General features: G+C 39.4%; 20 protein-coding genes and 1 pseudogene. All 21 read left to right on the top strand.

What is annotated here, in order from left to right; all coding sequences use genetic code 11:
- Window positions 1-338: 338 nt before the first annotated feature.
- The 21 genes and pseudogenes from JFV29_RS27030 to atpA all read left to right on the top strand — a co-directional run bounded on the left by JFV29_RS27030 (window position 339) and on the right by atpA (window position 19,884).
- Complete coding sequence (locus tag JFV29_RS27030) at window positions 339-794, top strand: hypothetical protein (protein ID WP_201187489.1); 456 nt, start codon at window positions 339-341, stop codon at window positions 792-794.
- Between the two features lie 156 nt (window positions 795-950).
- Window positions 951-2,021, top strand: coding sequence for a peptide chain release factor 1 (gene prfA / locus JFV29_RS27025; protein ID WP_201188143.1), 1,071 nt, complete (start codon window positions 951-953; stop codon window positions 2,019-2,021).
- Entirely contained in the window at window positions 2,014-2,883 is an 870-nt protein-coding gene (prmC, locus tag JFV29_RS27020) for a peptide chain release factor N(5)-glutamine methyltransferase (RefSeq protein ID WP_274607087.1), read from the top strand. The genes prfA and prmC overlap by 8 nt, the downstream gene beginning before the upstream one ends.
- A 161-nt stretch (window positions 2,884-3,044) precedes the next feature.
- Complete coding sequence (spoIIR, locus tag JFV29_RS27015; protein ID WP_201187487.1) at window positions 3,045-3,983, top strand: stage II sporulation protein R; 939 nt, start codon at window positions 3,045-3,047, stop codon at window positions 3,981-3,983.
- A gap of 293 nt (window positions 3,984-4,276) precedes the next feature.
- Window positions 4,277-5,326: an L-threonylcarbamoyladenylate synthase gene (locus JFV29_RS27010; protein WP_053348474.1), complete on the top strand. Its 1,050-nt coding sequence runs from the start codon at window positions 4,277-4,279 to the stop codon at window positions 5,324-5,326.
- Window positions 5,327-5,401: 75 nt separating this feature from the next.
- Window positions 5,402-5,968, top strand: coding sequence for a manganese efflux pump MntP (locus JFV29_RS27005; protein ID WP_053348475.1), 567 nt, complete (start codon window positions 5,402-5,404; stop codon window positions 5,966-5,968).
- A gap of 259 nt (window positions 5,969-6,227) precedes the next feature.
- Window positions 6,228-6,671: a low molecular weight protein arginine phosphatase gene (locus JFV29_RS27000; protein ID WP_201187486.1), complete on the top strand. Its 444-nt coding sequence runs from the start codon at window positions 6,228-6,230 to the stop codon at window positions 6,669-6,671.
- Between the two features lie 23 nt (window positions 6,672-6,694).
- A complete protein-coding gene (locus tag JFV29_RS26995; protein WP_201187484.1) occupies window positions 6,695-7,984 on the top strand; it encodes a methyl-accepting chemotaxis protein in 1,290 nt (429 codons plus the stop codon).
- A gap of 125 nt (window positions 7,985-8,109) precedes the next feature.
- Complete coding sequence (gene rpiB, locus JFV29_RS26990; protein WP_053348478.1) at window positions 8,110-8,556, top strand: ribose 5-phosphate isomerase B; 447 nt, start codon at window positions 8,110-8,112, stop codon at window positions 8,554-8,556.
- 127 nt (window positions 8,557-8,683) lie between these two features.
- Window positions 8,684-9,277 carry a TIGR01440 family protein gene (locus JFV29_RS26985; protein ID WP_201187482.1) on the top strand — a complete coding sequence of 198 codons (594 nt, stop codon included), beginning with the start codon at window positions 8,684-8,686 and terminating at the stop codon, window positions 9,275-9,277.
- 411 nt (window positions 9,278-9,688) lie between these two features.
- Window positions 9,689-10,930 (top strand): serine hydroxymethyltransferase, encoded by a 1,242-nt coding sequence (locus JFV29_RS26980; protein WP_201187480.1) that lies wholly within the window; start codon window positions 9,689-9,691, stop codon window positions 10,928-10,930.
- Window positions 10,931-11,176: 246 nt separating this feature from the next.
- On the top strand, window positions 11,177-11,806 hold the full coding sequence (upp, locus tag JFV29_RS26975) for a uracil phosphoribosyltransferase (protein ID WP_053348481.1): 630 nt from the start codon (window positions 11,177-11,179) through the stop codon (window positions 11,804-11,806).
- A gap of 45 nt (window positions 11,807-11,851) precedes the next feature.
- Window positions 11,852-12,973, top strand: a complete 1,122-nt coding sequence (gene wecB / locus JFV29_RS26970) for a non-hydrolyzing UDP-N-acetylglucosamine 2-epimerase (protein WP_201188139.1) — start codon at window positions 11,852-11,854, stop codon at window positions 12,971-12,973.
- Between the two features lie 83 nt (window positions 12,974-13,056).
- Window positions 13,057-15,285, top strand: coding sequence for a S8 family serine peptidase (locus JFV29_RS26965; RefSeq protein WP_201187478.1), 2,229 nt, complete (start codon window positions 13,057-13,059; stop codon window positions 15,283-15,285).
- Between the two features lie 275 nt (window positions 15,286-15,560).
- Window positions 15,561-15,751 (top strand): annotated as a pseudogene (locus JFV29_RS30820) (AtpZ/AtpI family protein).
- A gap of 7 nt (window positions 15,752-15,758) precedes the next feature.
- Entirely contained in the window at window positions 15,759-16,127 is a 369-nt protein-coding gene (locus tag JFV29_RS26960) for an ATP synthase subunit I (protein WP_048685860.1), read from the top strand.
- 22 nt (window positions 16,128-16,149) lie between these two features.
- Window positions 16,150-16,845 carry a F0F1 ATP synthase subunit A gene (atpB, locus tag JFV29_RS26955; RefSeq protein ID WP_056524201.1) on the top strand — a complete coding sequence of 232 codons (696 nt, stop codon included), beginning with the start codon at window positions 16,150-16,152 and terminating at the stop codon, window positions 16,843-16,845.
- 62 nt (window positions 16,846-16,907) lie between these two features.
- The gene (atpE, locus tag JFV29_RS26950) at window positions 16,908-17,132 is read left to right on the top strand and encodes a F0F1 ATP synthase subunit C (protein ID WP_048685857.1); all 225 of its coding nucleotides are present in this window, start codon (window positions 16,908-16,910) and stop codon (window positions 17,130-17,132) included.
- Window positions 17,133-17,299: 167 nt separating this feature from the next.
- Window positions 17,300-17,818, top strand: a complete 519-nt coding sequence (gene atpF / locus JFV29_RS26945) for a F0F1 ATP synthase subunit B (RefSeq protein WP_056525353.1) — start codon at window positions 17,300-17,302, stop codon at window positions 17,816-17,818.
- On the top strand, window positions 17,815-18,351 hold the full coding sequence (locus tag JFV29_RS26940; RefSeq protein WP_053348484.1) for a F0F1 ATP synthase subunit delta: 537 nt from the start codon (window positions 17,815-17,817) through the stop codon (window positions 18,349-18,351). The genes atpF and JFV29_RS26940 overlap by 4 nt, the downstream gene beginning before the upstream one ends.
- Window positions 18,352-18,375: 24 nt before the next feature.
- Window positions 18,376-19,884 carry a F0F1 ATP synthase subunit alpha gene (atpA, locus tag JFV29_RS26935; protein WP_053348485.1) on the top strand — a complete coding sequence of 503 codons (1,509 nt, stop codon included), beginning with the start codon at window positions 18,376-18,378 and terminating at the stop codon, window positions 19,882-19,884.
- The last annotated feature ends 15 nt before the right edge of the window (window positions 19,885-19,899 follow it).

The following is a 19,899-nucleotide window of genomic DNA, read 5'->3' as shown; positions in this document are numbered from 1 at the left end:
CCTGTTGTAATTACAAACAATAAAAAAACTCCCTATTTGGAAGAAAGGGGAGCTAATTATTACCCTTTATTCATTTTCTCCTAAATCCATGTAGAAAATCCTTTCAAAAGGATTTTAACATACAAAGATTTTAAGATGAAGTTTAACGCAATGCGGTTTGAACTAAAAATAAAAATTATTCAAAATGTTGACATTTGCAATAAACTTTAATCATTAAGATTAAGTCGAGCATTTTGTAAAAAAGAGGGAAGAGAAATAAAAGATACATTTTGCTTCATTTTGGGAAAGCTGAAGAGGAAACGCTCTTTATAAACATAACCAAAATGGAGGGAAAAAATATGAAATCAATACTGATTTTTATGACTGCTTTTCTTCTTGCTGCACTAACAGCATGCAGTCAAAATGACAATGCAATAAATAATGATTCGGAATATGGGGATCAATCCCGGGATGGCAAAGATTTTGTTGGCAAAAGTTTAAAACGTGTATCTAATAATGATTGGGACAATGAAGCGGAACGGCCATCGGATCAAGTCCTCAACACTCCGCATCAAACATCCAATAATTCTCCATCCATGGGGCAGGAAATAGATAAAATCCGATCAATCGTTAAATCGGAAACTAATTATGATGCAGGCTCCGTATGGTTTAATGGCAATACCATACATGTTACGGTCCATGATAAAGGTGAAATCAAGACGGATGAAGAAAGAAAGGAGGAAAAGCAGCGAATTCAGGACATGATAACCAGGGTTGTTCCCCAATATAATATAGATGTAAAATTAAAGAAATAACCACAATTTTGAATCCTCTTTGACGTTGATTATTCACCTATACTATAATTAAGCTAGAAGTGAACTCGGTTGGGGCACTTATTTATAGTTAAAAAGGATGGATTACTTCCAACTCGTTTCATGTAGATGTTTTGGAAAATTTATGAGGTGAATAATTTGTTTGATCGACTGCAGGCTGTAGAAGATAGATATGAAAGATTGAATGAACTATTGAGTGACCCTGAAATCATTAATGATTCAAAGAAGCTAAGGGAATATTCTAAGGAGCAATCCAGTATTCAGGAGACGGCTTCAGCGTATAAAGAGTATAAAGCAGTTCGTGAGCAACTCCAGGAAGCCAAGGCGATGCTTGAAGACAAACTTGATGCGGATATGCGTGAAATGGTTAAAGAAGAGATTAATGAACTTGAAGAGACCATACAAGGTCTTGAAGATAAGCTGAAAATATTGCTTATTCCAAAAGACCCTAACGATGATAAAAACGTAATCATGGAGATCCGCGGAGCGGCAGGCGGAGATGAAGCGGCCTTATTTGCAGGTAGTCTATACCGTATGTACAGCCGTTTTGCTGAGGTGCAAGGCTGGAGGACTGAAGTTATTGAATCAAGTCCTACTGGGCTTGGTGGTTATAAGGAAATCATTTTCATGATTAATGGTAACGGTGCATATTCAAAGTTAAAATTCGAAAATGGAGCCCATCGCGTGCAGCGTGTACCTGAAACTGAATCAGGCGGACGGATTCATACGTCCACGGCTACGGTTGCCGTTTTACCGGAAGCTGAGGAAGTGGAAGTTGAAATCCATGATAAGGATGTTCGTGTAGATACCTTTGCGTCGAGTGGCCCAGGAGGACAGAGTGTTAACACCACAATGTCAGCGGTGCGATTGACGCATATTCCAACAAATACCGTTGTATCTTGTCAGGATGAAAAATCACAAATCAAGAACAAAGAAAAAGCAATGAAAGTTTTGCGTGCCCGTGTGTATGACAAAATTCATCGCGAAGTACAGGCGGAATATGACCAAAACAGGAAGCTTGCCGTTGGAACGGGTGATCGTTCAGAACGGATTCGTACGTATAACTTCCCGCAAAACCGTGTTACCGACCATCGTATCGGCTTAACGATTCAAAAGCTGGATCAAATTATGGAAGGAAAGCTGGATGATGTCGTGGATGCCTTAATCATGGAAGATCAATCTTCAAGACTGGAAAATGCAGATGAATAATTCTGTAATGAAAGTATTCGAAGTCCTTAAATGGGCTTCTTCTTTTTTAAAAGAAAATGATCGGGATGCTAATGCAGGAGAAATTTTGTTGCAGCATTATTTAAAGCAAACTCGCTCCCAGCTATTAGCCAATCTCCATTATGAACTCAGTAAAGAGGAGTTAGAACAATTTAAGTCCGCTGTTGAGCTACATGTTGATGGGACCCCTGTTCAATATATTACAGGCAGTGAAGAATTTTATGGACGGGCCTTCCTTGTTAATGAAGAAGTGTTGATTCCAAGACCTGAAACAGAAGAATTAATTTATTATACACTTCGCAAGCTCCCTAACATTTTTACGAAGGGACAGAAGCTAAGCTTAGCGGATATTGGGACGGGCAGCGGTGCGATTGCAATTACGATGAAGCTTGAAGAAACAGGCTTGCTGGTGACAGCCACGGATATAGCAGATCCATCACTTGAGGTAGCGAGAAAGAATGCCAAGTTACTTGGAGCTGAGGTACAGTTTGTGCAAGGCGATCTGCTGCAGCCATTCATTAAGCAGAACAATCAGGTGGACATCCTTTTATCGAATCCTCCTTATATACCAAATGATGATCAAAAATCCATGTCAGTGGTCGTAACTGATCATGAACCACATCGTGCGTTATTCGCTGGTGTCGATGGTTTAGACTTTTATCGCCGATTTATGGAACAATTGCCACTTGTTATGAAAGTACCGGGACTGATTGGCTTTGAGGTAGGCACTGGACAGGGTCAGGCAGTTGCTGGTCTCTTAAAGCGGACATTTCCTGCGGCAGAAGTGTCCATTGAAAATGACATTAACAAAAAGGATCGAATGGTCTTTGCTGTATTAAAATGATTCGTCTCATATGTGAGACGGATTTTTTTTGTTTGGAATGTAACGTGCTTCACCCAATATACCTTTTAGAATCTATATTTTTAGTTATCCTCTTTTTTACTTTTACTAGTTTAAGATAACGGAAAATTGGCGAGACTAATTTGTGTGAGGGGGCGAGGGCGATGAAAACTAAACATTTAGCCATTATCTATCTATTAATCTTAACAATAGGAACAATTGTAAGTATATATATGCCTAAAGCGGAGGCGGTCAGTGCGGAAGAAACTATGGTGATTCCGGATGAAGCAATTCGTCTGCGAATACTTGCTAATAGTGATACAGAAGAGGATCAAGCTGTTAAGCGCCTGATTAGAGATAAAGTAAATGAAGATATTACGAAGTGGGTTCAGGAGCTTACCTCTTTGGATGAGGCGAGGGAAGTGATTACTTCGCATTTACCAGATATTCAAGCAACAGCGGAGGCAGTAGTGAGGGAAAATGGTTTGGAACAGTCAGTCAACGTCGATTTTGGACAGGCGGAATTCCCGACAAAGCTTTATGGTCAGTATTTATATCCTGCAGGTGATTATGAAGCGGTGATTATCACACTTGGTGAAGGGGAAGGGGCTAATTGGTGGTGTGTGTTATTTCCTCCATTATGTTTCCTGGATTTTTCAAATGGGACAGCTGTAAGCCAAAGTCCAATTGTCGAGGATGAAGATGAAGAATCAGTGACTTCAAAAGGGAAGGCATATGCTGCAACGAATGAAGAGAAAGTTGTGCAAGAGGAAAAGGTTAAAGAAGAAGTTATAGAGGAAAGTGTAAAAGAGGAAGCGCCAGAGGAAAAGGTTAAAGAAGAAGTTATAGAGGAAAGTGTAAAAGAGGAAGCGCCAGAGGAAAAAGTTAAAGAAGAAGTTATAGAGGAAAGTGTAAAAGAGGAAGTGACAGAAGAAAAGGTTAAGGAAGAAGTGACACAGAAAGTTATCGAAGAGAACGTTGAAGATACAAGCGATAATTTGACGGCATCTACTGACCGAGGTCAACAATTATATGAAGGGGAAAAGGAACCCGAGGTGGAAGTGAAGTCCTTATTTGCAGAAATTTTCAATGAGATTTTTTAAAGTGAGGGCATCTGCCCTCGTTTTTTTACGATTAGATAAATGTAATAATACATATCCACAGAGTTATTAACAAAATATCGAAAAAGTCTGTCAATAATCCATAATATCCACAAAGTTATCCACCGTTTCGTTACAATTATCCACAATTTGTGGATAACACTTGAATTATGTGTATACTTCTTTTATACTTTCAAAGTATATTTTAAGAAATAATAGTACGATAAGACTGAAATATCGTTCATATAAAAGCAATTATATAAAATAAGTAATGTTAAAAGGTGAAGGTGTTTACGATGAAAACGAAAGTTTGGTTAGTGGATAAAAATGTGGATAATTTACAAAGTTATCCCCAAATTACACAATCAGCTGAATTATTAAAGGCTGATCAAGTGGTTGCTTTTCCAACGGAGACCGTATATGGGCTGGGAGCTAATGCTAAAAGTGACGAGGCTGTCAAAAAAGTGTTTGAAGCGAAGGGGCGTCCGAGTGATAACCCTTTAATTGTTCATATAGCTACTGAAGAACAGTTGAAAGATATTGTTGAAGAGATTCCGGTACAGGCAAGGAAACTTATAGCGGAATTTTGGCCGGGTCCTTTAACATTGATTATGAAACGGAAACCAGGGCAGCTATCAAACCTAGTGACGGCGGGTTTAGACACAGTCGCGGTGAGGATGCCAGATCATCAGGTTGCCCTAGGTCTTATTCAAGCAAGTAATCTGCCTATTGCTGCTCCAAGTGCAAATACCTCTGGGAAACCAAGCCCCACATCAGCTAAACATGTTGTGGATGATTTAATGGGCCGGATTGCGGGCATCGTCGATGGTGGGACCACAGGTGTAGGCGTTGAATCTACCGTGCTTGATTGCACGGAGGAAGTGCCTGTTATTTTAAGACCGGGTGGCGTGACAGTTGAACAACTGGAAGCAGTCATTGGAACAGTTAGACAAGACGCTGCCTTGAAACATAAGGATGCAGCACCAAAAGCTCCGGGTATGAAATATACCCACTATGCACCGAAAGCCCCTCTTTTTTTAGTAAAGGGTAATCAAGCTTTCCTTCAGAAGCTTGTGGATGAAAAAAGAGGTGATGGGTTAAAAGTCGGTGTGATAACACCTACTGAACATCAACGAGAATATAAGGCGGATTATATTGTTGCTCCTGGATCATTAGCGGATTTACATACAGTTGCAGCAGGGCTATATGATGCTTTACGACAATTTGATGTACTTGATGTCGATATCATTTTTAGCGAAATGTTTCCTGAGTCTGGTATAGGGGTTGCGGTTATGAACCGGCTCGAGAAGGCTGCAGGTCATCAAATCATAGAAGAACATGCGTAATAAGAACTGATTTATTCTTCTATTTCTTTTCGGACATGCATAACATGTAGTAGGTACGTCCGAGGGAGGTATGGAATGAATACATTCGCTGGAGAAATCATCACCTTATTGCTAATGGCTTTTGCGTTGGGTATGGATGCCTTTTCTGTCGGCCTTGGAATGGGGATGTTTAAGCTAAGGTTAAGGCAAATCCTTTTTATAGGGCTAACTGTAGGCTTTTTTCATATTTGGATGCCCTTGCTAGGTATGGGGGCAGGTCGTTTCATTTCTGATAAATTCGGAACATTTGCTACATACGCTGGCGGTCTATTGCTGTTAATTTTGGGCATCCAGATGTTTATTCCCGGTAAAAGGGGAGAAGCTGGAAATAGAGATAATAAGATGCTCGCTCCTATCGGAAAAGGTCTGTTTATATTTGCTCTAGGGGTAAGCCTGGATAGTTTTTCGGTAGGGTTAACGCTGGGGATTTATGGAGCTAAAACGATTTTGACCATTCTCTGTTTTGGAATGGCTGCCACTTTTTTAACCTGGGCGGGACTTTTGCTGGGGAGAAAGATGCAGGGGTTACTGGGGGTTTACAGTGAGATCCTTGGTGGTAGTATTCTGTGTGCGTTTGGTCTAAAACTATTATTCTCCTTTTGATGCACCTAATTTCATATCTGTCCTTCCTCAACTGTTCCGAATTACCGGGGCGGTTTTTATTTTTCTCTTTTAAACATTTCACTGCGGAAAAAGGGGAAGAAAGATGGTTTTATCTTATAGGATAAAGGGTTTACGAAATAGACTTAATTTTTTTGTTTGAAGTGAATTTATTATGATATTTTAATAATAAGAGTGCTTTTATTTGGACTATTAAAAATGGGGCAATAGCTTATAATGGATAAAAAAGGAGGACGTTAAAATGATCCGAGTATTATTTGTATGTACCGGTAACACGTGCAGAAGCCCCATGGCAGAAGCAATTTTAAAAAACAAGAATATTATAGGTATCGAAGTGAGATCTGCTGGCGTATATGCTTCGGCTGGCCAAGACGCTTCAATGCATGCTAAAAGTGTATTAGTTGAAAATAACATATCACATAATCATTCCTCAACACCTTTATCTGAGAAGGAAATAGATTGGGCTACTCATATTTTTACCATGACGGAAGGGCATAAAGCGGCCATTATGAGTACATTCCCCCATATTATTGATAAAACTTTTACTTTAAAAGAATTTGTTAATGACGATAAACATGATAGAGACATAATAGATCCGTTTGGTGGCCCGGAAGACCTTTATCGGGAAACGTTCAGGGAGCTTCAAGATTTAATAGAAGAATTAGTAAAAAGTCTGGAAAAGTAAACAAGTCTACAGGGGGAAAAAGAATGGCGGAAAGAACTCAATATAAGTTTGGGTTACGAAAAAAATTAGTTATCTTTATCACAGTCCTTGCCTTAATCACTTATTCAACCTCGGCATTTTTTATTTTCGTGGTCCATCCAATGTTTTTTGAAAACATGAGTTCGATAAGTTTTAGTGTTGGGACACTGCTATTAGGCATATTGTGGTCTGGAATTCTTGCGTTTTTTGCAGCCAGTCTTATTACTAAACCCCTGCAAAGATTAGAAAAAGTGGCGTTAAGTACGGCCCAGGGAAGTATTAACGAAGAAGTAGTTTTATCAAAGACGGATGATGAGATTCGATCATTAGGCACAGCTTTTAACCATATGCTTTTTAACCTGCGGGAAATGGTGCAAAGTATTGATGAAAATTTCCAAGAGACCAATAACAAGGTCATCCATATTTCTCAAGAATCCTCAAAAGCATCGGAACAGGCAGAAAACATTGCTAGAACCATTGAGGAAATATCCAAAGGTGCTGATACCTCGGCTGTTTCCATCATGAATACGGCTGAATCTATTGATGATGTTATCATGATTGCCCAACAGGTTCAAAATAAAGCGAAGGCATCTGTTGTTATATCCAGTGAAATGGCTGCAGAGCTTTCTCAGAGTAAAGAAGTAGTTAATTCCTTAGTTTTCGGCATTAAACAATTGGCTGAAGAAAACCAACAGTCCCTAAAAACAGTCAAGCGTTTAGAGGAAAATGCGAAAAAGGTAGAACAAATCATTGAGCTTGTCGGCGATATTGCAGCACAAACGAACCTGCTTGCATTGAATGCCTCCATTGAAGCTGCACGAGCAGGAGAACATGGGAAAGGATTTGCTGTTGTGGCGGAAGAAGTCCGTCTGTTAGCTGATGAGAGCGCTAAAGCTGTTCAAGGCATTTCAAGTTTGATTCAAAATATTCAGGTTGAGGTACAGGCTGTTGTTAAACAAATTGGCGAACAGGTCATCTTGGCAAATAAAGAAGCCCAAAAAGGTACTAATACGGATATAGCGATAGAAGGAATGACAAAAACAGTACATAATGTTGTCGCTGCGGTAAAAGATATTACTGAGCTTGTTGATCGTCAAATGGAAAGTGTTGAAGAAACATCAAGGCAGTCTCAAGAAGTGGCTGCTATTGCAGAAGAAACATCTGCTGGAGCGGAAGAAGTAACGGCTACAACTCATGAACAAGCAAAGGTTATGGAAAACGTAAAAAAATTGGCTATGGAGCTTAAAGAGCAAGCAGAAAAATTGAAACAGACCATTACACGCTTTCATACTTAAATTTTTACAGGAAACCAGTGTAGGTTTCCTGTTTCTATATGGGCGGAAACCTATAGCTTCACTTTATCTTTTCACAATTTTGTGACACAATAAAATCAAATAAAAACAGCTAGAGGAGGATTTTGATGAAAGTTGCAATTGCATCGGATCATGGTGGTATTCAAATCCGTGAAGAAATAAAGAATTTAATGAATGAGTTAAATATTCCATTTGAGGATTTTGGCTGTGAATGTAGTACATCCGTGGATTATCCGGATTATGCTTTGCCAGTTGCCGAAAAAGTAGCGCAGGGTGAGTTTGATCGTGGAATACTAATATGCGGTACAGGTATTGGAATGAGCATTGCAGCGAATAAGGTTAAAGGGATACGTTGTGCATTGGTTCATGATGTGTATAGTGCGAAATTGACTCGTCAGCATAATGACAGCAATATGTTGGCAATGGGGGAACGTGTAATTGGTCCTGGGCTTGCCAGGGAAATTGCCCAAACATGGTTGACATCAGAATTTGAAGGCGGCCGTCATGAAAACAGGATTGGTAAGATAGCGGAGTATGAAGGAAAACACTCCTAATTTAAATCACTAGAATGCCCTTCTTAAGCGATAAGATGTGCAGATTTAGAACAAGGACAAGGGGTCTTCTCTTCATCTAAGGTCTAACCATCAGTAAGTTTTCTTTAAATGAAAGGATGCGTATTTCATGACAAATGATACTACATTTTCAGATGAGCTTGAGATATGGAAAAATCAGTTTCGAAAACTGTTACATGAGTTTCAAGAAGAGGCAGCTCTAAAAGAAAAACAGCTATTGGTAATTGGCTGCAGTACAAGTGAAGTGATTGGAAAACGAATCGGCACAGACGGAACAATTGATGTTGCGGGAATGATCTTTGCTGTAATGGAGGATTTCCAAAGAAAAACGGGAATTCAGGTTGCTTATCAATGTTGTGAACACTTAAATAGGGCTCTCGTTTTACCGAGAGAGACCGCAGTTCGAAGAGATTATGAAGAAGTGTCAGTTGTCCCTGTAAGAACGGCAGGAGGGTCGATGGCAACCTATGCCTATCAACAATGGAAAGATGCTATCGTCGTTGAGCATATCAAGGCAGAAGCGGGGATAGACATCGGTGATACTTTCATCGGTATGCATTTAAAACATGTGGCTGTCCCTGTTCGAGTCTCCATTAAAGAAATTGGTCATGCACATGTGACTATGGCTAAAACCCGCCCAAAACTAATTGGCGGAGAGCGGGCTGTATATCAGGATACTACAGTAAACAAGAGTTGTACTTAATAGAAAATTAGGCAGCATTTCTCAGATGAGGGATGCTGTTTTTTGTATGGAGACTATTAAATAAAAGAAAAATGTAAAGAACAAGAAGAATCTTTAACGATTTTTTTGTATAGTACCAATAGAATGGTTAGTGAAGAAAAAACGGTATACCCCCTCATTGGAAAGCTTTTTTACTAATAAAATTCAGGTAGGAAGAGCTATTTACCGTAAATAAGATGTGAAATGCGAACGTTTTTAAATGAAAAAACAATGAATGTTCGATAAAAATAGACTATCACTTCTAAAATAGACATGTTAAAATGGAGTAGAATTTTCAAATAATTATCGATAAGGCTTTTTCATGTCTTTTTGAAGTCATGTTGTAAATAATGTAAAAAGCGAATAACGCACAATTTGAGGAGGAATTACGGAATGAATCGTTTAGCAAAGCAAGATGAGCAAGTGTTTAACGCAATTCAACTGGAATTAGGGCGTCAAAGAAGTAAGATTGAGCTTATTGCTTCTGAGAACTTCGTGAGTGAAGCTGTCATGGAAGCTCAAGGATCGGTTCTAACTAATAAGTATGCAGAAGGATATCCGGGTAAACGTTACTACGGTGGGTGTGAGTATGTCGACATCGTTGAAGATTTAGCACGTGACCGTGCAAAAGAGATTTTCGGTGGCGAGTATGTAAACGTACAACCACACTCCGGAGCTCAAGCTAATATGGCGGTTTACTTTACCGTTCTTCAAACTGGCGACACAGTGTTAGGAATGAACCTGTCCCACGGCGGTCATTTAACACATGGAAGCCCGGTTAACTTCAGTGGTGTTAACTACAACTTTGTTGAATATGGTGTAGACGAAAAAGATCACCGTATCGATTACAACGATGTTTTGGAAAAAGCACGTCAGCACAAGCCTAAACTGATCGTAGCAGGGGCTAGTGCATATCCACGTGAAATTGATTTCAAACGCTTCCGTGAGATTGCAGATGAAGTCGGAGCTTATTTAATGGTTGATATGGCACATATCGCAGGTTTAGTTGCTGCAGGATTGCATCAAAGTCCAGTTCCTTATGCAGACTTTGTAACGACAACTACTCATAAAACGCTTCGCGGACCACGCGGCGGTATGATTATTTGTAAAGAAGAGTTCGGTAAGAAAATTGATAAATCAATCTTCCCTGGAATTCAAGGTGGGCCATTAATGCATGTAATTTCTGCTAAAGCTGTAGCATTCGGCGAAGCGCTTCAAGATGATTTTAAAGTTTATGCACAACAAATTATCGACAATGCTAAACGTTTGGGCGAAGGTTTGAAAAAAGAAGGCTTTACCCTTGTTTCTGATGGAACAGATAATCACTTAATTCTTCTTGATGTACGTTCTACAGGACTAACAGGAAAAATTGCAGAACATGTACTAGATGAAATCGGTATTACGGTTAACAAAAATGCGATTCCGTATGATCCGGAAAAACCATTCGTTACAAGTGGTATACGTATTGGAACAGCGGCAGTAACATCTCGTGGCTTTGGATTAGAAGACATGGATGAAATCGCTGCAATCATCGGACTTGTTTTGAAAAATAATGAAGATGAAGCTAAACTTGAAGAAGCAAAACAGCGTGTTGAAGCATTAACAAGCAAGTTTGAATTATATCCTTCATTGTAATAACGGAGCCGCTTCCTTTCTAGGGAAGCGGTTTTTGTGTGCTTAAATAGATAGACACAGAGAAGAGTGTGTTTTGAAGAGTCGGAATAGTGAAAATAGGTCTGACATCTAAACCTTTATTGAAGATTGAACCTTTTTTCTGTAAAATAGGTTGAAGTGAATTTTAAAAGATACGAAAATTTTTCTAAACGAATAGGGAAATTATAAAAAGAGCAAAATTAAGCAATAGAATTGGAGAGATGCTAAATGGGAAAAGTTTATGTTTTCGATCACCCGTTAATTCAACACAAATTAGCCTATATACGTGATATAAATACAGGAACAAAAGAATTCCGCGAACTAGTAGATGAAGTTGCGTCATTAATGGCATTTGAAATTACAAGAGACATGCCGCTTGAAGAAGTGGAAATCCAAACACCAGTCAGCAAAGCGAAAGTAAAAATGCTTTCTGGTAAAAAAGTTGGTATCGTTCCAATTTTACGTGCTGGTATTGGAATGGTAGATGGAATTATTAAATTGATTCCTGCTGCAAAGGTAGGTCATGTCGGTCTTTACCGTGATCCAGAAACATTAAAACCGGTTGAATATTATGCGAAAATGCCAAGCGATTTGGCAGAAAGAGAATGCATTGTTGTTGACCCAATGTTAGCGACAGGCGGTTCTGCTATTGAAGCTATCAATTCTATTAAAAAGCGCGGTGCAGTTAACATCAAATTCATGTGCCTAATTGCAGCCCCAGAAGGCGTAGAAGCATTAAAAGAAGCGCATCCTGATGTGGATATTTATATTGCAGGGCTTGACGAAAAACTGAATGAACATGGCTATATCGTTCCAGGTCTAGGAGACGCGGGAGATCGTTTATTCGGCACAAAATAATAGAAAGAAACTGAGGTGTCACGATTGAACCAACCGATTAAGGTCATGACGATTTTTGGAACGAGACCAGAAGCTGTCAAAATGGCGCCCTTAGTACTCGAATTTCAAAAACACCCAGAATATTTCAAACCAATCGTTGCTGTTACGGCTCAGCATCGACAAATGTTAGATCAAGTTCTCGACTTATTTTCCATTCAACCCGATTATGATTTGAATATAATGAAGGAAAGGCAAACGCTTGCTGATATTACAACAAGAGCATTAAGTGGTCTGGATTCTATAATGAAGGAAGCTAAACCTGACATTGTTCTTGTTCATGGTGATACAACTACAACCTTTGTAGCCAGTTTAGCTGCTTTTTATAATCAAATCGTCATTGGACATGTGGAAGCAGGGCTGCGCACATGGAATAAGTATTCCCCCTATCCGGAAGAGATGAATCGACAGCTTACCGGAACTATGGCAGACTTACATTTTGCGCCGACCTCAAAAGCGGAAGAGAATTTGCTGAATGAAAACAAGAAAGAAAACATATTCGTGACGGGAAATACGGCAACCGATGCCTTAAAAACGACAGTACGGTCCACGTATTCTCATCCAGTTTTAAATAAATTGGAAGATGACCGGCTCATTTTACTTACAGCTCATCGCAGGGAAAACCTAGGGGAGCCTATGAGGAATATCTTTAGGGCTGTCAAAAAAATCGTTGCAGATCATGACGATGTTCAGGTCGTTTATCCTGTCCATTTAAATCCCGCTGTTCAAGAGCTAGCAAACGAGATTCTCGGTGATAATCCGCGTGTCCATTTAATCGAACCGATGGACGTATTGGATTTTCATAACTTTGCATCAAGAGCCTATTTGATTTTGACTGACTCCGGAGGCATCCAGGAAGAGGCACCATCACTTGGTGTACCTGTTCTTGTTTTACGAGATACGACTGAACGCCCGGAGGGGATTGCAGCAGGCACCTTAAGACTGGCGGGTACGGATGAACAGACCATTTTTAAAATGGCGCATGAATTGCTAACCAATCATGAAGAACACAAAAAAATGGCTAAGGCCTCTAATCCATATGGGGACGGAAATGCTTCAGCCCGAATTGCTGAAGCCGTACGTTACTATTTTAAGCAAGTCAGTGTACCGCCAACAAGATTTGAACCATAAAAAAGGAAAAGCCAATTGGCTTTTCCTTTTTTATTTGCATACTCCAAGGTAGTTGAGAAAAGATAACTGCTAAGGGGATGATTATGTTGAGAAAGATATCTTTTATATTGTCTGTTTTCCTTTTAATATTTTTTTTCTCAAATGAAAAAGTATTAGCCTCTGTCATTCTGCCGCCATTACCAAAGTTATCTGAATCTAAGAAAGTAACGGTTGTTGTCACGATGGAAAACCCGATTTCACAAGAAAAGATTAATAAGCTGCTTGAAAAGTATCCATCCCTTCATTTACGTAATATTTATACGGTTGCCCTTGATGGATTTTCTGTATATGGGAAAAAGAATGAAATTGAACAACTTAAGAAGGAGAGTGCGATTCAAGCTGTTACTGAAGTATCTATGTATCATGCCTTGCTAGATGAAAGTGTCCCTTTCATTGGAGGAGACAGGGTGAGGAGTTTCTTTGATAAAAAGAATCACCGGATAACCGGGAAAGGAGTAAAAGTAGGGATTATCGATACAGGGATTGATTATACACATCCAGATTTGCAGCGTAATTATAAAGGAGGAAAAGATTTAGTTGATAGTGATGAAGACCCGATGGAAACGAAGAACATGGGAGGTTTAGATACAATACATGGAACCCATGTTGCGGGTATTATTGCAGCTAATGGAAAAATGATGGGCGTCGCTCCAGAGGCAGAGATTTATGCATATCGGGCATTGGGGCCAGGAGGTGCAGGAGATACTGAGCAAGTCTTGACGGCTATTGAGTCAGCAATGAAAGATAAGGTAGATGTTTTAAACCTTTCTCTTGGGAACAATGTCAATGGCCCTGATTTACCTATTTCGCTAGCTTTAAATAAAGCGGTGGAAAGCGGAATCGTTGCTGTCACATCAAACGGTAATTCTGGGCCGGCTGTTTGGACTGTGGGTTCGCCTGGGACAGCAGAAAAAGCGATTTCGGTAGGAGCGTCAACTCCTCCGTTGAAGGTTCCATATATGGTTTACGGACTTGGGTCAAAAAAGTATCAATCTTATTTGACTCTATTTCAAGGCTCTAAGAAGTGGAACTTAACTTTTTCGGAGGAAGTAATTTATGGAAATATCGGAAATGAAAATGAGCTAAAACATGTTAAAGATAAAATCGTGTTACTTGAGCGTGGCACACTTACCTTTCAGGAGAAAGTATCCAATGCTGAAAAGGCAGGAGCGAAAGCGGTAATTATATATAACAATACGAGCGGAACCTTTACCGGAAGCTTAGAAAAAGAGATGAACATACCAGTTGCTTCTATTAATAGAAGAGATGGATTACGACTTAAGAAATTTGTGGATCAAAAAAAACACGAAAAAGTTCATTTTGTATATAAGAAGGAGCAAGATAGACTGGCTGATTTTAGCTCGAGGGGACCGGTAACGGTATCTTGGGGGATTAAGCCAGACGTGTTAGCGCCTGGAGTTGAGATTGAAAGCACCATTCCTAAGGGATATATGTCCTTAGCTGGCACAAGTATGTCTGCCCCGCATGTTGCAGGTGCGTGCGCTTTAATTTTACAAAAGCATCCGGAGTGGACTCCTGATCAAGTAAAGTCAGCCTTGATGAGTACTTCTAAGCCATTAAGTAAAACGGCACATCAACTGTATCACACATATGAACAGGGAGCTGGCCGCATCCAGGTTGCTGAAGCATTAAAAGCAGACACACTGCTGTATCCAAGTTCTTTGTCATTTGGAATGTATACAAAAAAAGAAGGAATTGAAGAGCATCATGAATCGATTGTCCTTGAAAATACAGGAAAGAAGATTAGGAGGTACTCTTTTATTGTCCCATTAAAAGAGAAGGGACTCATTTGGGATTTGCCGAAATCGATTACTTTAAATCCAAGTGAAAAGAAAGCAATCGATGTGGGACTTCAAGTAAACCCGTCCGAACTCAAGAAGGGGGTTTATGATGGGTACCTAATTATAATGGAAGGAAGTAAAAAAATTTCACTCCCTTATTTATACGTTAAAGAAGAACCGGATTATCCAAGAGTAATGGGGTTTGAATTCGGCCAAGGCGACCAGGCCGGCACTTATCGATACGAGATGTATCTACCTCGAGGAGCTGAAGAATTCGGGATTGCTCTTTATGACGCAGACACCTTAAAATTTGCCGGATATATGGATTGGTCGAAACCAGCACCCTCAGGTTTGACCAAAAAAAATATATTTAGAGAAGACTTGCCGCCTAAAGGAGTATATAAAGCAATAATATTTGCAAGAAGGAATGGAAGGGAAGATCGGATAGAAAAGACGTTACTTATTGAGTGAAGAAATGACAATAAGTAAAATAAAACGTATGTCAATAGTATTAAAAAGATAATTTGTGAACAATTCGTTAATAATTACAAACCTGTGACAAATTTCACTAACCACTCATTGACATTGATTCTTGCCTATTGTATGCTAACTAAGGATGTAAAATGAGAGGGTTTTCAGGAGCCCAACATGCAGATTTTTACAGCATGAAATGTTTTCTATCCTCCACCAAATTTCAACCGCGAGGATGCAACTTTCGTCAAATAAATTGCCGTCTATTAATGGCTATGACTTTGATGTCAGCGATTCTTTCTCAAATAGTCGGATCAGTTTTGATCGGTATCTTCTTTTTAGAAAGATGATTTGACAGAACCCTTGATTCGAACCGCTGCTATTAGTAATTGGCCTTCTTTGTGGACTTGCATTAGGTTTACAAGCAATGCTCCATTCAGTTCGAAAATATTTCTCAGGAGATTAAATGAAAAATGCCAGAAATGAAAATCATGTTCAACAGGCAGAGTAAATATATAATTTTTCTTCTGGCGGTTTATGTTGTTGGATGGGGACTTACGAGTTATCAAGCCGTTTTTGCAGGGCTTATACTGGGTACGAGTTTGAGTTTATACAATTTATGGCTGATTAATCAGAAAATGAAAAAATTCAGTCAGGCGCTTGATGAGGGAAAGAAAACTAAATCTCTTGGAACGATGACACGAATGGCATCCGCAGGTCTAGCGGTACTCATTGCATTGGAATTTCCGGAGCATTTTCATCTGATTAGTGTTGTATGGGGATTAATGACAGCTTATATCGTCATTTTTATAGATTTTTTCATCCAATTAATACGTCGATAGCGGGGAAGAGAGGTGAATATAGTTGAATCATGAAGCACCCTTACACGATTTTATGGGTTTAACCTTTAACTTGAGTAACGTCCTAATGATAACAATTGCGAGTCTTGTTGTGTTCTTAATTGCAGTGATTGGTACACGTAAGTTAGCAATGAAGCCAACTGGCATGCAGAATTTCATGGAATGGATTATGGATTTTGTTAAGGGTATTATTAATAGTAACATGGACTGGAGAACAGGTGGTCAGTTTCAACTGCTTGGTATGACTTTGCTAATGTACATTTTTGTGTCCAATATGCTAGGTCTTCCGTTTGCAATTAGTTACGATGGAGTGCTTTGGTGGAAATCACCAACAGCCGACCCAGTTATCACATTGACTCTTGCAGTCATGGTCTTAGGTTTAACGCATTTCTATGCTATAAAAATGAAAGGCGCCAAAGGGTACTTTAAAGCTTATAAAAACCCAATGACACTAGTAGAGGAATTTACAAACTCCTTGACACTTGGTCTGCGTCTATATGGTAACATTTATGCTGGTGAAGTTTTGCTAAGTTTGTTAGCCGGTTCGCTGGCTGCGAGTGGATTTGCCGGATTTATTGGTGCAATCATCCCTACTCTAGTATGGCAAGGCTATAGTATTTTCGTCGGCAGTATCCAAGCGTTTATCTTTGTCACGTTAACAATGGTTTATCTGTCTCATAAAGTCAGTGACGACCATTAATTATAAGTTCATTTAGAACTAAAAAAATAAAATTTTGATACAATTTAAGGAGGATATTTATAATGACAGGTTCAGTAGGTCTTCTTGCAGCAGCAATTGCAATTGGTTTAGCAGCACTAGGTGCAGGTATTGGTAATGGTCTTATCGTTTCAAGAACAGTAGAAGGTATCGCTCGTCAACCAGAAGCTCGCGGTATGCTTCAAACAACAATGTTCATCGGTGTAGGTTTAGTTGAAGCGATGCCTATCATCGCGGTAGTAATTGCGTTTATGGTATATGGTGGTTAATAGAACCTTTAAAAAGTTCAAAAATGGCGAAGTTCGTTCCATGTGAACCTTCGCCTTTCCTTTATGTCCACAATCCTTTTTTAATACAGTTTAAGATCATAGTTTTCTAAAAGTTCATATGAATGAAAGCTTTAAGAAGTGAAACTCGTGAAGGGAGTGAACCAAGCGTGTTAACAAGCAGCTTTGTACTTGGGTCATCGGCTGGCTTTAACGGCGGAGACATTTTATACCAATTAGTAATGTTTATCATTTTGTTAGCGTTGCTGAAGAAATTTGCATGGGGTCCTCTAATGGGCATCATGACTCAACGTGAAGAACATGTTGCAAATGAAATTCAAGCAGCGGAAGCTAGCAGACAAGAAGCACTTAAATATTTAGAAGAACAACGTGAAATCGTAAAACAATCTCGCACTGAAGCGGGACAACTTATAGAAAACGCAAAACTTCAAGGTGAAGCGCAGCGTGAAGATATCGTGAATCAAGCACGTCTTGAAGCTGAACGTGTTAAAGAATCAGCGAAGCGTGAAATTGTACAGGAAAAAGAAAAAGCTATTACAGCACTACGCGAGCAAGTGGCATCTTTATCCGTACTTATTGCTTCTAAAGTAATTGAAAAAGAACTATCTGAAGCTGATCAAGAGCAATTGATTAATGACTACATTCAAGAGGCAGGAGAAGGGAAATGAGCGATATAACAGTAGCAAAGCGTTATGCCGTTGCCCTTTTCCAAATTGCGAAAGAGCAAAATCTCATTAACCAACTTGAAGAAGAGCTTCGCATAGTGAATGAAGTTTTTACAAATGATAATGAGCTATTAAGCTTCTTAGCTCATCCTAAAATGACTAAAGATGCAAAAAGTGCTTTGATTGCAAATGCATTTGCAAGCCTTTCTTCTTCCGTTCAAAACACAGTAATGTTAATGGTAGAGCGTCATCGTACAGATGAAGTGACTGCTATGGCACAAGAGTTTATTGAACTTGCGAATGAAGAAAACTCAGTTGCGGATGCAACTGTCTATACAGTTCGTCCATTGACTGAATCAGAAATGGAAGCTGTGTCTTCATCTTTTGCTGCAAAAATCGGTAAAAGAAATTTACGCATTACTAATATTACGGATACCAATATTCTTGGCGGCATCAAACTTCAAATCGGTAACCGCATATATGACGGAACGATTAGCGGTAAGCTTGGTCGTCTTAGCAAACAACTATTAGGTTAATATTCACAGATAGGGGTGAAATTCATGAGCATCAAAGCTGAAGAAATCAGTGCGCTGATTAAAAAGCAGATTGAAAACTATCAGTCGGAAATTAAAGTAAGCGATGTAGGTACAGTTATCACTGTTGGTGATGGTATCGCACGCGTTCATGGTTTAGATAATGCAATGTCTGGGGAGCTCTTAGAATTTTCCAATGGTTCAATGGGTTTAGCACAAAACCTTGAGCAAAATAACGTAGGTGTTGTTATTCTTGGACCTTTCAGAGACATTCAAGAAGGCAGTGAAGTACGCCGTACAGGAAGAATCATGGAAGTTCCAGTTGGAGAAGAATTAATCGGACGTGTTGTAAATCCGCTTGGACAGCCATTAGATGGTCTTGGCCCAATCGCTACAACAAAAACTCGTCCAATCGAAAGCCCTGCTACAGGTGTTATGGACCGTAAATCTGTTCATGAACCATTACAAACAGGGATTAAAGCTATCGATGCTCTAGTTCCAATCGGACGTGGACAACGTGAGTTAATCATTGGCGACCGTCAAACTGGTAAAACATCAGTTGCGATCGATACAATCCTTAACCAAGCTGACCAAAACATGATCTGTATTTATGTTGCTATTGGCCAAAAAGAATCAACAGTTCGTGGAACAGTTGAAACACTACGTAAAAATGGTGCATTAGATTACACAATCGTTGTATCTGCATCAGCTTCTCAACCAGCACCACTTTTATACCTAGCTCCATATGCTGGTGTGACTATGGGTGAAGAGTTTATGTTTGCTGGCAAGCACGTTTTAGTGGTTTATGATGATCTTTCTAAACAAGCATCAGCATACCGTGAACTTTCCTTGCTGCTTCGCCGTCCTCCAGGTCGTGAAGCTTTCCCTGGGGATGTATTCTACTTGCACTCCCGCTTACTTGAGCGTGCAGCTAAATTGAATGACACTTTAGGTGCTGGTTCAATCACTGCGCTTCCATTTGTTGAAACACAAGCAGGCGATATCTCTGCTTACATTCCAACAAACGTTATTTCCATCACAGATGGACAAATCTTCTTACAATCTGATTTGTTCTTCTCAGGTGTACGTCCTGCGATTAACGCTGGTCTTTCCGTATCCCGTGTTGGTGGATCTGCACAAATTAAAGCGATGAAAAAAGTTGCTGGTACATTACGTCTAGACTTAGCTTCTTATCGTGAATTGGAAGCATTCTCTCAATTCGGTTCTGATCTTGATGCTGCTACACAAGCAAAACTTAACCGTGGTGCTCGTACAGTTGAAGTTCTTAAGCAAGATCTAAACAAACCAATTAAAGTTGAAAAACAAGTCATGATTTTCTATGCATTAACTAAAGGTCATTTAGATGATATTCCAGTATCGGATATCCTTCGTTTTGAAGAAGAATACTATGTGTTCCTAGATCGTTCTCATCCAGAATTATTAGATCACATTCGCACAACTAAAGGTCTTCCTGAAGACGCTGCTATCGTTGCTGCAATTAACGAGTTCAAAAAGAATTTCGTTATTTCTGAATAATAAGGTCTAACTAAT

Origin of the sequence: Peribacillus sp. TH16 (assembly GCF_016651095.1) — a bacterium.
GTDB lineage: Bacteria > Bacillota > Bacilli > Bacillales > DSM-1321 > Peribacillus > Peribacillus butanolivorans.
Note: the sequence above shows the minus strand (reverse complement) of the source record. Positions and strands in the feature narration are given on the sequence as shown.